Annotated in this window: 12 protein-coding genes; 8 read left to right on the top strand and 4 right to left on the bottom strand. The window is 69.8% G+C overall.

The window, feature by feature from the left end; genetic code table 11:
• Positions 1 to 901: 901 nt before the first annotated feature.
• The 5 genes from FGX59_RS24275 (at position 902) to FGX59_RS24265 (ending at position 7,056) form a co-directional block, all read left to right on the top strand.
• Entirely contained in the window at positions 902 to 1,999 is a 1,098-nt protein-coding gene (locus tag FGX59_RS24275) for an AI-2E family transporter (protein WP_138469720.1), read from the top strand.
• A gap of 10 nt (positions 2,000 to 2,009) precedes the next feature.
• On the top strand, positions 2,010 to 2,765 hold the full coding sequence (locus FGX59_RS37755; RefSeq protein WP_171060806.1) for a hypothetical protein: 756 nt from the start codon (positions 2,010 to 2,012) through the stop codon (positions 2,763 to 2,765).
• Positions 2,762 to 4,984, top strand: coding sequence for an RNA degradosome polyphosphate kinase (locus tag FGX59_RS24270; protein ID WP_138469767.1), 2,223 nt, complete (start codon positions 2,762 to 2,764; stop codon positions 4,982 to 4,984). Before FGX59_RS37755 ends, FGX59_RS24270 begins: the two co-directional genes overlap by 4 nt.
• Positions 4,985 to 5,114: 130 nt before the next feature.
• On the top strand, positions 5,115 to 5,483 hold the full coding sequence (locus FGX59_RS39795; RefSeq protein WP_370296250.1) for an NUDIX domain-containing protein: 369 nt from the start codon (positions 5,115 to 5,117) through the stop codon (positions 5,481 to 5,483).
• Between the two features lie 37 nt (positions 5,484 to 5,520).
• Positions 5,521 to 7,056: a Ppx/GppA family phosphatase gene (locus FGX59_RS24265; RefSeq protein ID WP_138469719.1), complete on the top strand. Its 1,536-nt coding sequence runs from the start codon at positions 5,521 to 5,523 to the stop codon at positions 7,054 to 7,056.
• 8 nt (positions 7,057 to 7,064) lie between these two features.
• On the opposite strand, the gene FGX59_RS24260 is transcribed toward FGX59_RS24265, so the two are convergent.
• Positions 7,065 to 7,745, bottom strand: coding sequence for a molecular chaperone DjiA (locus FGX59_RS24260; RefSeq protein ID WP_138469718.1), 681 nt, complete (start codon positions 7,743 to 7,745; stop codon positions 7,065 to 7,067).
• Positions 7,746 to 7,858: 113 nt separating this feature from the next.
• On the opposite strand from FGX59_RS24260, the gene FGX59_RS24255 reads away from it, so the two are divergent.
• The gene (locus FGX59_RS24255) at positions 7,859 to 8,311 is read left to right on the top strand and encodes a DUF4174 domain-containing protein (RefSeq protein WP_138469717.1); all 453 of its coding nucleotides are present in this window, start codon (positions 7,859 to 7,861) and stop codon (positions 8,309 to 8,311) included.
• 7 nt (positions 8,312 to 8,318) lie between these two features.
• On the opposite strand, the gene FGX59_RS24250 is transcribed toward FGX59_RS24255, so the two are convergent.
• Positions 8,319 to 8,519 carry a hypothetical protein gene (locus FGX59_RS24250; RefSeq protein WP_138469716.1) on the bottom strand — a complete coding sequence of 67 codons (201 nt, stop codon included), beginning with the start codon at positions 8,517 to 8,519 and terminating at the stop codon, positions 8,319 to 8,321.
• A gap of 202 nt (positions 8,520 to 8,721) precedes the next feature.
• Between FGX59_RS24250 and FGX59_RS24245 the strand changes: the two genes are divergently transcribed.
• Both FGX59_RS24245 and speB read left to right on the top strand, forming a co-directional pair.
• Positions 8,722 to 9,498 (top strand): metallophosphoesterase, encoded by a 777-nt coding sequence (locus FGX59_RS24245; RefSeq protein WP_171060807.1) that lies wholly within the window; start codon positions 8,722 to 8,724, stop codon positions 9,496 to 9,498.
• A 97-nt stretch (positions 9,499 to 9,595) separates the two neighbouring features.
• Entirely contained in the window at positions 9,596 to 10,549 is a 954-nt protein-coding gene (gene speB / locus FGX59_RS24240) for an agmatinase (RefSeq protein ID WP_138469714.1), read from the top strand.
• A 51-nt stretch (positions 10,550 to 10,600) separates the two neighbouring features.
• On the opposite strand, the gene FGX59_RS24235 is transcribed toward speB, so the two are convergent.
• Positions 10,601 to 11,176 (bottom strand): hypothetical protein, encoded by a 576-nt coding sequence (locus FGX59_RS24235; RefSeq protein WP_138469713.1) that lies wholly within the window; start codon positions 11,174 to 11,176, stop codon positions 10,601 to 10,603.
• Positions 11,177 to 11,238: 62 nt separating this feature from the next.
• Positions 11,239 to 12,427, bottom strand: a 1,189-nt coding sequence (locus tag FGX59_RS24230) for a glycosyltransferase (RefSeq protein ID WP_138469712.1), incomplete at its 5' end; no start/stop codon positions are given.

Genomic DNA, 12,427 nt, shown 5'->3' with positions numbered 1-12,427 from the left:
GCGCGCGCCCCGGCACGGGGGCCAGCGGCACGTCCCCGGTTGCGCCGCCAATGCCCGGACGGAGGCAGGCTGGCGGAACAGCGCGCCGTCCCTCCGGCGACTGGCACCGCCGCCGGTCGCCGCGGCACCTGCATCGCCAGTGCCGGGTGCCGGGGCGCGTTCGGGCGGCCCGGCGTCGGCGGACCGCGTGTCGAAGGCCAGGACCCAGCGCACGGGACAGGCCGCGAATTAGGCTGGGCACCCGCGGTCGGCGCCACGACAGCCAACTTGGCGGGAAGCTCTATACGGGGAGAGTGATAGGCGAAGCGCCATCCGCCGGTGACGTGACCGCCTCGGCGGACGGCGCTGACCGGCAAGTTGCCCCCCCGCGCCGGACCGGCGATCGCGCCGCGGGGATCGCCCCCCCTGCCCTGGCTGATGCTCCAGGCGGCGGCGGACTGGTCCGGAGCCGGAGTCCGGGACGCCAACGCCGTGTCGGATCGCGGAACTGCAGCGGCGCCGGGCAGATCCGCCCCCTCTCCGGCGCCGCCTGCCCAGATCGCGGCGGACCTCCGCCAGCCGCCGGTCCCGGGAAATGCCGCCACCGCCTTGTCCCTGACTTGTCCATGGCGCCGAAGACCCCGGCCCCGGCGGAGGCGGCCGCGAGGGCGACAAGCAGGATGGCGAAACCGGGCCTCACCGGGCCGCCTGCACTTGCGGCAATGCCCGCGGCCCGCCCGCTGCGGCGCGTCCCGCCACCTGCCGGAAGGCCCGCGGCCGGGATGACCCTGCCTTTCCGGCTGCCATGCCGCGGCCGCAGGCGAAAACGGACCTCCCTGCCAGGGAAGTTCCCGCTATAGTCCCGCAAAGGGCGCGGCAGCCGCCGCGCGCCCCGCGTGCAAGGTAACCAGCGAGAGGTTTCATGGCCCTGCCCACCAAGACCCAGGCGAAGATCTGGAGCGTCGCCGCCATCCTGACCCTGGCCGTGCTGTGGTTCCTCGGCCCGCAGCTCCTGCCTTTCGTGATCGGCGCGGCCGTCGCCTATTTCCTCGACCCGGTGGCCGACCGGCTGGAGCTATGGGGGCTGAGCCGGGCGCTGGCGGTCACGGTGATCTCCTTCGCCGCCGTGCTGGTCTTCGCGATCTGCCTCTTGCTGATCGTGCCGGCGCTGGTCAACCAGTCGGTCTCCTTCGTCGAGGCGCTGCCCGGCTATGTCCAGGCCTTCCGCGACTTCCTGGCGACGCGCTTCCCCGAGCAGCTGAAGGAGGGCTCGACCCTGCAGCAGAGCCTGTCCTCGGTGATCGAGACGCTGAAATCGCGCGGCGGCGACCTCTTGAACACGGCGCTCAGCTCGGCGCTGAGCCTGGTCAACGTGCTGACGCTGATCGTCATCGTGCCGGTCGTCTCGGTCTACCTGCTGGTCGACTGGGACCGGATGATCGCCCGGATCGACGAGCTCCTGCCGCGCGACCACGCGCCGGTCGTGCGCCGCCTGGCCGGGGAGATCGACGAGACCCTGTCGGGCTTCATCCGCGGCCAGGGCACGGTCTGCATCGTGATGGGCGTCTACTACGCGATCGGGCTGATGCTGACGGGGCTGAATTTCGGCATGCTGATCGGCACGCTGGCGGGGATCGTGACCTTCATCCCCTTCGTCGGCGCGATCCTCGGCGGCGTGCTGGCGCTCGGGGTGGCGATCGTGCAGTTCTGGGACACGCCCCTGATGATCGCGGTGGTCGCAGGGGTGTTCTTCCTAGGCCAGTTCCTGGAGGGCAACCTGATCACGCCCAAGCTCGTGGGCGAATCCGTCGGGCTGCATCCGGTCTGGCTGCTGCTGGCGCTGTCGGTCTTCGGCGCGATCTTCGGCTTCGTCGGGCTGCTGGTCGCCGTGCCGCTGGCCGCGATGATCGGCGTTCTTGTTCGGTTCTTCGTCGAGCAGTACAAGTCGGGACGACTCTACCTGGGCTACGAGGCGCTGTCCCGGCGACCCGGCACGCCCCCTGACGAGACCCGCAACTGACCGGAGCCCCATGACCGACGCCCAAGACGCCCAGCTTGTCCTCGACGTCCATGCCGGCACGGTGTGCATGACGCGCGGCAGCTTCTTCGAGGGCCCGTGCAACACCGACGCGCTGTCCGAGATCCTGACCTCGGATTTCTGGGACGGCGAGCCGCGGGTGCTCAGCGGCACCGCCAATGTCGGCAAGACCCACCTGGCCGAGATCTTCGCCCAGCAGACCGGCGCGCTGGCGCTGCGCGCCGACCGGCTGGCCGCCGACAGCGTCCCCCGGGCGGCAGAGCGCGCGGCGGTGGTGCTCGAGGACGCCCATCTTCTGTCCGGCGCGCCGATCCGCGAGCAGATCGGCTTCCATCTCTTCAACCAGGCGCGGGACCTGCGCCAGAAGCTGCTGGTCACCGGGCGCGGCGCGGTGCGGGACTGGGGGCTGCGGCTTCCCGATCTCGCCAGCCGCCTGACCGCGGCTGCACAGATCCGCGTCACGAATCCCGATACCGCCACGCTAAGGATGGTCCTGGTCAAGCTTTTTTCCGACCGCCAGCTTGCAGTTCCGCCGGAGACGGTGGAATATGCGCTTCACCGAATGGAACGGTCCTTTGCCGCAGCCTCCGCCCTCGTGGCGTCGCTCGACCAGGCCAGCCTCCTTCGGCACAAGCGGATCGACCGCACGATGATCCGCGAATTCCTGACTCAAGAACAAGAGGGGCCAGACCCCCAAGGAGGCCCAGAATTACTATCGCGTTTCCACCGGCGGCCCCCGCCGCCCTGAATACAGCAGATTTCCTGAACGCCGATTTCCCCGAACCGGCGGAGCTTGCCGGATTCGACCCCGAGCTTCCGCAGCGCTTTTCCAACCGCGAACTCAGCTGGCTGGCCTTCAACTGGCGCGTGCTCGAAGAGGCCGACAATCCGACCGTGCCGCTGCTGGAGCGGCTGCGCTTTGTCTCGATCTCCGCGAACAATCTCGACGAATTCTACACGGTGCGCGTCGCGGGCCTGCGGGAGCTGGCCAATTCCGGCATCACGACCCCCGCCGCCGACGGACGCACCCCGGCCGAGCAGCTGGCGCTGATCGATGCCGATGCCCGCGCGCTGATGCAGGAGCAGCAGCGCTGCTGGAACAAGCTGCGCCAGGAGATGGAGGCCGAGGGCATCGTCGTCGTCGGCCGCAAGGGGCTCAACGCCGCCGACCGGACCATGATGGAGCAGCATTTCCTCTCCCAGGTCTTCCCGGTGCTGACGCCGCTGGCCGTCGATCCGGCGCATCCCTTCCCCTTCATCCCATCCGCGGGCTTCGCGCTGGCGCTGATGCTGGAGCGGCGCGGCGACCGGCGCCATCTGCGCGCGCTGCTGCCGGTGCCGGGCCAGGTGCCGCGCTTCCTGCCGCTGCCGCCCGACCGCACCCGCCGCCAGCGCTTCCTGCCGCTCGAAGAGCTCCTCTTGATGCATGTCGAGCATCTCTTCCCCGGCTACGACCTGATCGGCGACTGCGCCTTCCGGATCCTGCGGAATTCCGACCTCGAAGTGGAGGAAGAGGCCGAGGATCTGGTGCGCGAATTCGAAGTCGCGCTGAAGCGCCGCCGCCGCGGCGAGGTGATCCGGATGAAGATCTCGGGCGGCGCGCCCGAAGAGCTGCGCCGGATGATCCTGGGCGAGCTGGGGCTGCGCAATGACGAGGTGGTCGACATCAAGGGGATGATCGGCGTGGTCGACCTCAAGGAGCTGGTGCTTGACAACCGGCCCGACCTGATGTGGCCCTCCTACACGCCGCGCGTGCCCGAGCGGGTGCAGGATTTCGACGGCGACATCTTCGGCGCGGTGCGCCAGAAGGACATGCTGCTGCACCATCCCTATGAAAGCTTCGACATGGTGGTGCGCTTCCTGCAGCAGGCGGCGCGCGATCCGGACGTGCTGGCGATCAAGCAGACGCTCTACCGCACCTCGAAGGACAGCCCGATCGTCGCCGCGCTCTGCGAGGCGGCCGAGGACGGCAAGTCGGTCACCGCGCTCGTCGAGCTGAAGGCGCGCTTCGACGAGGCCGCGAATATCCGCCAGAGCCGGATGCTGGAACGCGCGGGCGTGCATGTCGTCTACGGCTTCACCAACTACAAGACCCATGCCAAGATCAGCTCGGTGGTGCGCCGCGAGAACGGCCGGCTGGTGACCTATTCGCATTACGGCACCGGCAACTACCACCCGATCACCGCGCGCATCTACACCGATGTCAGCCTCCTGACCTGCGACGAGGCGCTGGGGCGGGACGCGACGCGGGTCTTCAACTACCTCTCGGGCTACGCCAAGCCCGACACGCTGGAGAACCTGAAGATCAGCCCCCACACGATGAAGCCCTTCCTCCTCGAGGCGCTGGAGCGCGAGGCGCTGCATGCCGCCCAGGGCCGGCCCGCCGAGGTCTGGGCGAAGTTGAACGCGGTGATCGACCCCGAGGTCGTCGACGCGCTCTACCGCGCCAGCCAGGCAGGGGTGAAGGTCAGCCTCGTCGTGCGCGGCATCTGCGGCGTGCGGCCGGGGATCAAGGGCCTCTCCGAGAACATCCGGGTGAAATCCATCGTCGGCCGCTTCCTCGAGCACAGCCGCATCGTCTGCTTCGGCAATGGCGGCGGGCTGCCCTCGGACGCGGCGCGGGTCTTCATCTCCTCGGCCGACTGGATGGGCCGCAACCTCAACCGCCGGGTCGAGACGCTGGTCGAGATCCACAATGACACGGTGCGCGACCAGATCGTGCAGCAGATCATGGCGGCCAACCTGCGCGACGAGGCGCATAGCTGGGTGCTGACCCCCGAAGGGCGCTATGTCCGCCCCGAGGCGGCGCAGCAGCCCTCGGCCTTCAGCTGCCACGACTTCTTCATGAAGACGCCCTCGCTTTCGGGCCGCGGCTCCGCGGGGATCGGCGACGTGCCGCAGCTGACCCTGCCGCAGGAGATCCGCCCCGGCAACGACCCCGACCGCGCGCCGCTGGCCCGCGACTGACCCGGCCCGCCCCCGCGTCGGCGGGGGCCTCCGGCGGCAGGTCCCGCGGTCTCGCTGCGGCAGGAGAACGCGACGGCCTGCAACCGGGTTCTGCGGCCCGCCCTCCGCCGGGGCTTGCCGGGACCGGCGCATTGCCCGCCCCCGGAGAGAGACGGCGTTTCTCGTCCGGATGCGGCAGAAGGCCAGGCGGCCCGCCCTGCCCGGCAGCAGGATCGAGCCGGGCGGTTCCGCCGAAGGCGCGGCGGCGCGGGAGAGTGTCGAGGAAACCGGCCGGCGCAGCGACCCGTCACCGTGGTCTCGGCCCGGCGCCCGTCTCCGCTATCGCGATGGCGGCGAGGTTCGCGGCGCCGCCGCCGTCCCGGCCGCGCGCGCCCCGCTCGACGGCGCCAGCCCGCCAACCGCTGCGAGACGCTGCGGCGGATGTTCGAGGCGCCCTGTGCCATGCCCCTGCGTCGCAGGACGGACGGCGAGGTTGCGTCGGACCGGCGAATGGCCCTAGGTAGTCAGCGGATTGGCACAAACGGAAATGCAAGCACTTGTCATCTGATCCAGGCTTCTTCGGGCCGCCGCCGGTCGATCCCGCCGATGTGCAGCGCCTGTCCCGCGTCGGCGTCGTCGATGTCGGCTCGAACTCCGTGCGGCTCGTCATCTTCGACGGGGTCGCCCGCTCTCCGGCCTATTTCTTCAATGAAAAGGTGCTCTGCGGCCTCGGCCGCGATCTCGGCGAGACCGGCCGGCTGAACCCCGAGGGCAAGCGGCGCGCCCTCGAGGCGCTGCGCCGCTTCCAGCATATCGGCGAGAGCCTCGGCATCACGCCGATGCTTGCCGTCGCCACCGCCGCGATGCGGGTGGCCGAGGACGGACCGGCGTTCCGCGACGAGATCCTGGCGAAGACCGGGCTCGACCTGAAGGTCATCGACGGCGCCGACGAGGCGCGGCTGGCCGCGCAGGGCGTGCTGCTGGGCTGGCCCGAGGCCTCGGGCCATGTCTGCGACATCGGCGGCTCCTCGATGGAGCTGGCCGAGGTCTCCGCCGGCAAGATCGGCTGGCGCGACACCTCTCCGCTCGGGCCGCTGGCGCTGGCGCGGCTCGGCTCCGAGAAGGCGGTGCGCGCGCGGGTCGAAGAGCAGCTCGGGCGGCTGCGCAAGGCGATGCCGGGCGATCCCGGACGGCTCTACCTGGTCGGCGGCTCCTGGCGCGCCATCGCCAAGATCGACATGATCCGCCGCGACTACCCGCTGCAGGTGCTGCACGAATACCGGCTGGAGCGCGAGGGGCTCACCGAGACGCTCGACCTGATCGACAGTGCCGACCCCTATGCGCTGCGCAAGAAGGCCGGGATCTCGGGCGACCGGATGGCGCTCCTGCCGATGGCGGGCCAAGTATTGCGCGGCCTGCTGAAGGTGATGGAGCCCGACGAGCTCTTCGTCTCGGCCTACGGGCTGCGCGAGGGGCTGCTCTACGAGGAGATGCCCGAGGCGCTGCGCAGCGCCGATCCGCTGATCGAATCCTGCCGCCATGCCGAGATGAGCTCGGCCCGCGTGCCCGGCTTCGGCACCAGCCTCTACCGCTATGTGCGCGAGCTCTTCCCCGGCGCCACCCGCGCGCGGCTGCGGATCATCAAGGCGGCGGCGCTGCTGCATGACGTCAGCTGGCGCAGCCATCCCGACTACCGCGCCGAGGTCTGCTTCGACTATGCCGCGCGGGCCAATATGGGCGGGCTGAGCCATGGCGAGCGGGTGTTCCTCGGGCTGGCGCTGCTGCACCGCTACAAGAACAGCCGCGCGGGCAGCCGCTTCGACGCGCTGCGCCCGCTGATCTCCGACGAGGAGGTGCGTGAGGCGGAGATCCTCGGCCGCGCGCTGCGCTTCGGGGCGATGCTGACGCTGGGCGGCGGCCAGGACATGGGGCGGCTCGACTGGGATCCGGCGGCGAAACGGCTGGTGCTGCACCTTTCCAGCCATACGCTGCCGCTTTTCGGCGAGGTGGCCGAGGCGCGGTTCAACTCGCTGGCGAAGGCGCTCGAGGCCGAGGTGACGGTGCTCTCGCCCGAATCGATCGCGACCGGCTGACGGTCGCGTCAGGCGGCGCGGTCCGAGATCTCCTCCCAGGCGCGGTTGATCGCGATCAGGCGGCTCTCGGCCAGCTTCACCGCCTCCTCGGGGACGCCGCGGGCGATCATCCGGTCGGGGTGGTTCTCGCGCACCAGACGGTGCCAGGCCGAGCGGATCTCGGGCATGGGCGCGCCGGGATCGACGCCCAGCACGTCATAGGGATCGGGCTCCGCCCCTTCGACGAAGCGCGCCCGCATGGCGCGGAACTCGCGCTGGCCGATCTCGAAGATCTCCGCCACCCGGGCGAGGAAGTCCTCTTCCTCGGGATGGTAGCTGCCATCGGCCACGGCGATGTAGAAGAGCCCCTCCATCAGGTCGAAGAGCACCGGGTCGCCCGCGCCGAACATCGCGCGCACGCGGCGGGCGTAGTCGGCAAAGCCGGCCACGTCCTGGCGGGCCAGGTTGAAGACCCGCGCGGCATTCTCCTCCTCCCCCGGCGGGATGAGGAAGACCCGGCGGAAGGCGCGGACCTCGTCGCGGGTGACGTGCCCGTCGGCCTTGGCCATCTTCGCCCCCAGCGCAATCACCGCGATGGTGAAGGCGACCGAGCGCTCGGGCGGCGTGCGCAGCCGCTCGAACAGCCGCGCGAGCGGTTCGCCGGAAGCAAGGGCGGACAGGGCTTGGGCAATGCGGGACCAGATCGACATGGTGCCGGTTATGCCGGAATACCGTTGCAATGCAATGTGACCGAGCGTGAATGTCCGGTACCTGACGCGGCTTTGTCTTTCGTTTCAGAACAGGGAGTGCCTATATCAGTGGCATGACCTGCCAGATCCGCGCCCTGCTTGCCGCCGCCGCCCTCGCCCTCGCCCCCGCCATGGCCCCTGTCACGGCTGCCGCCGATGACGGCATCTTCATCGAGGGACCGGCGGAGCTTGCCGAATTCCTGTGGGTGAAGCGCCCGGTGGTGGTCTTCGCCGACACGCCCGATGATCCGCGCTTCATGCTGCAGATGGACATGCTGCGCGACCGCCCCGGCGCACTGGCCGAGCGCGACGTGGTCGTGCTGACCGATACCGATCCCGCCGCAGGCGGCCCGCTGCGCAAGAGCCTGCGCCCGCGCGGCTTCTCGGTGGTGCTAGTGGCCAAGGACGGGCGGGTGGAGCTGCGCAAGCCCGCGCCCTGGGACGTGCGCGAGCTGACCCGCGTGATCGACAAGCTGCCGCTGCGCCAGCAGGAAATCCGCGACGCCCGCCGGGGCGGCGCGGGATGAGCCGGGCTCAGTAGCCGAGGATATCGTCCGAGAAGAGCCCTGCCGCCGCGCCGGCCGTGGCGCCGAGAAGCGGCGAGATGCCCAGCGGGGCGGACAGGACCAGCCCGGCGCCGCCGCCGACCAGCGTGCGCTCGGTCTCGTTCAGCGACGCGCATCCGCCAAGGAAAAGCGCCGCGCCGCACAGGACGGCGGGAAGTACTCGTTTCATGCTGCTGCCTCTGGTTGTTCTTCGTTGCATTGGGTCTGTGCCGAGCGCTGCTGTCGCCGGCCAGGACCGGCCGCGCAAGTGGCTTCGCCGCAACGGCCGGATTCCGGCGGTCCTTTGCCATGGAAAATTGCGCATTTGCCCTTAGCTTTACCCCTGCATGCCGCGCGCGATAGCCTGTCGCGGCAGATCGAAAGGACCCTTGATGATCCGGAGCTTCACCGGACGGCTGCTGCGCCGCACCGGGGCGCCGCCCCTGCCCGGCCCCGATACGCCGCTTGTGGCCGTCGGCGACATCCATGGCTGCGATGACCGGCTCGGCGAATTGCTGGAGCTGATCGGCGCCTGGCTCGATGCCGAGACGCGGCTGGTCTTCCTGGGCGACGTGGTCGACCGGGGGCCGGACAGCCGCGCGGTGATCGACCGGCTGATGGCGCTGGCCGGGGCGCAGCCGGACCGGGTCGAGGTGCTGACGGGCAATCACGAGCGGATGATGCTCGACTTCCTCGCGGGCGAGGACCCGGGCGGGCGCTGGCTGGCCAATGGCGGGGTGCAGACGCTGCAGAGCTTCGGGCTCGAGGTTCCGCCCGCGGAGGGTCTGGCCCCGGGCGCGCTGGAGGATCTCCGCACCGCCGCCCGCCGCGCGGTCGGTACCGCACGCACCGGCTGGCTCGGGGCGCGGCCGCTCTACGTGCTGTCCGGCGACGTGGTGCTGGTCCATGCCGCCTGGGAGACACGGCGCAGCGCCGAGCGCCAGGATCCGGCACAGCTGATCTGGGGCAGCCGCGAGTTCTACCGCCACCGGCGCAGCGCGCCGCCCTGGGTGGTCCATGGCCATGTCATCACCCGCCCCGCCCGGATCGAGGGCACGCGGATCGCCATCGACAGCGGCGCCTATCTGGGCGGCGGGCTGACGGCGGTGCGGCTGGTGCCCGGGCGCGAGCCGGAATTCCGCACCGCCGGCGCCCCCGATCCGGCCTGATCCCGGGCCGATCCTGGCCCGCACTTGCCGCGGCGGACGGAATTCCGCAGGGTGGCCGCGGCCGCGCCCCTCCGGCGCCGATAACGAGGTCCCCACGATGCCCGCTTCCGATTTCACCCCCGTCTCGGCCTTCGACCTGCCGCGCTTTGCCGGGGTGCCCAGCTTCATGCGCCTGCCGCATCTCGGTCTCGACGATCCCCGGATCGCCGAAGTCGATATCGGCCTGATCGGCGTGCCCTGGGACGGCGGCACCACCAACCGCCCCGGCGCGCGGCACGGGCCGCGGGCGCTGCGGGACGCCTCGACCATGGTGCGCGCGCAGCACCCCGTGTCGGGGCTGCGCCCGTTCGAGGCGGTGAATTGCGCCGATCTGGGCGACGTGCCGCCGAACCCGTCCAACCTGGAAGACAGCATGGCGCGGATCACCGCCTTCTACGGCCGCGCGCTGTCGGCCGGGCTGCGCCCGCTGACCGCCGGGGGCGACCATCTCAGCTCGCTGCCGATCCTGCGCGCCGTGGCCAAGGACGGCCCGCTGGGCTTCATCCAGTTCGACAGCCATACCGACCTGAACGACAGCTATTTCGGCGGCGAGAAATTCACCCACGGCACGCCCTTCCGCCGCGCAGTGGAGGAGAACCTGATCGACCCCGCGCGGATGATCCAGATCGGCATCCGCGGCACGGTGGGCGACAGCGAGGACCGCGATTTCGCGAAAGCGGCCGGCATCCGGATCGTCACCGTCGAAGAGCTCTTCGCCCGCGGCATTCCCGACGTGATGGCCGAGGCGCGCGAGATCCTCGGCACGCGGCCGGCCTATCTGAGCTATGACATCGATTTCGTCGATCCCGCCTTCGCGCCGGGCACCGGCACGCCCGAGGTCGGCGGGCCGACGAGCTTCCAGGCGCTGCAGGTGGTGCGGGAACTGGCAGGGGTGCGGCTGGCCGCGGCGGATCTGGTCGAGGTCGCCCCGCCCTTCGACCTGGGCAGCGCCACCGCCTGGCTCGGTGCCTCGCTGCTCTTCGAGATCCTCTGCGTCATGGCCGCGGGCTGAGCCCCGGCCGGAAGCGGCAGGCGGCGCCCGGATAGCGGGCGCCGCGACCGGTCACTCGGGCTGGACGGCCTTCTCGGCAGCCGGGTCGATCACGTAGTCGGCGAGCTTCTTGTAGCTCTCGGCGGCCATGAAGCCGCGGTAGTCGAAGCGTTCGTGATCGGGCTCGATGCCGATCACCTCGGAAAGCTCGGTCAGGAACTCCGCCTTGTGGCGCTCGGCCTTCTCGTAGGAGATCAGGATCGAGGGGCAGTTCCGGAGCGAGATCAGGTTCAGGTTCTTCTGCTGGCGCAGGAGGCACTGCTGCACGGCCTGGATCTGGCCGATCGGATGCCAGCGGTTCCAGCCGCGGCCATTGGCCACCGGATCGCGGAAGACGCAGACCAGATGCGGGTTGCGGATCTTGTCCCAGACATGGTCGAGATAGTCGGCGGCATGCGGGAATTTCCAGCCCCAGACCTGGTGGTTCTGGTTGTTCGCGTCGATCGAGTCGCGCATGTCCTGCACCGAGGGACCGTTGAACTGGAAGCTCTCCTGGTTGTCCTCGTTGATGTTCTCGCCCATGAAGATGCCAAGCGCCCGCATGACGCCGCCGATCATCGTTGTGCCGCCGCGCATGTCCCCGAACACGATATAGGTCCGCGGACCCTCCAGGCGGGGGGTTCCTTTGACAATGATTGCCGAGGATCTACTCATGCTGCTTCATTCCTCTTGCCGCCCTGCATTGCTGCAAGGGCCATAGCGATATGTTGGTCCATGGTCGGAAGCTCCGGTGGAGAATGCCAGAACTCCTCGAGCAGGCTCGGGGTCGCCACGATCCGTCCGAGCCTTGCAACAAAATCGGCCTGACTTCCAGACCGGAATACGAAATCGGGGTGGTTGCCATAGAACATTCCCAGTCCGACCGTCGAGGACAGCAGCGAGGGCGTGCCGAGGCACATGAGTTCGTAGGCGACCTGGTTGTAGGTCTCGCGCCAGATCGAGGGGACGATATTCAGGTCGATATCCGACGCGATCTTCGCCAGGTCCTTGCGCTCGTAGCCCTGCACGACGCGGACATCGGCGAAGCGCTCGGTCAGGGGCGCGAGCTTGAGCATGTCGTGATCGCCCAGCCGGGCGTAGATCACCAGCTCGGCCTTCTCCTTCAGCACCGGCAGGTCGGCCTTCATCAGCGCCTCGGTGACGAAGGGCAGCCCCTTCGAGGGGATGCCGTAGCCGATGAACGAAATCCGCATCCGCTCGTGCTTCGGCTTCGCCGCGGCGCGCTTGCGCATCTCGGCCGGGGTGGCGTGCAGATCCATCCCCAGCGGCGTGACATGGACCTTGTGGGGCAGCATGCCGAGCCCGGTGATCGTGTCCGCGACCAGCTGCGACACGCACATGTGGCTGTCGAAGCGGTTCAGCAGCGCCGTGTTCAGCTCGCGCCAGGCGCGGTAGTCCCCGCCCTTCTGCGCCAGCAGCTCCAGCGAGCGCCCCGAGGGGCCGGGCCCCTCGGCCGCGACATCGACCGACTGGAAGCCGCGGCCGCGCACCGGCACGCCCTCGTTCTTCGAGAAGGCGCCGCGCACGGACCGGCGCAGGTCCTTGGCGAAGAACACGCAGGCCTGCGCGACCTTGTAGGCGCCGATCCCCGCGCCGAACAGGAAATTCCCCAGCGGCCGCCCCGAGAGCCGCGCGAATTCCAGCGACGACCCGAAGCGCTGCGGCACGATCAGCTGCTCGCGCGTGTGGAAGCCCGCGATGCAACCCTGGCATTTCCGCCCGCCCTCGTAATCGGTGCAGTCGAAGCGGTTCTGGTAGAGCAGCTCGATCTGCGGGCAGAGCGGCATGTAGTTGTGCCACATGTAGTGGAACCGCGTCTGCGGGAACTTCTCCTTCAGC

Source organism: Poseidonocella sp. HB161398 (assembly GCF_005870025.1).
GTDB lineage: Bacteria > Pseudomonadota > Alphaproteobacteria > Rhodobacterales > Rhodobacteraceae > Mangrovicoccus.
The sequence above is the reverse complement of the archived record's forward strand: the minus strand, read 5'-3'. Positions and strand labels throughout refer to the sequence as shown.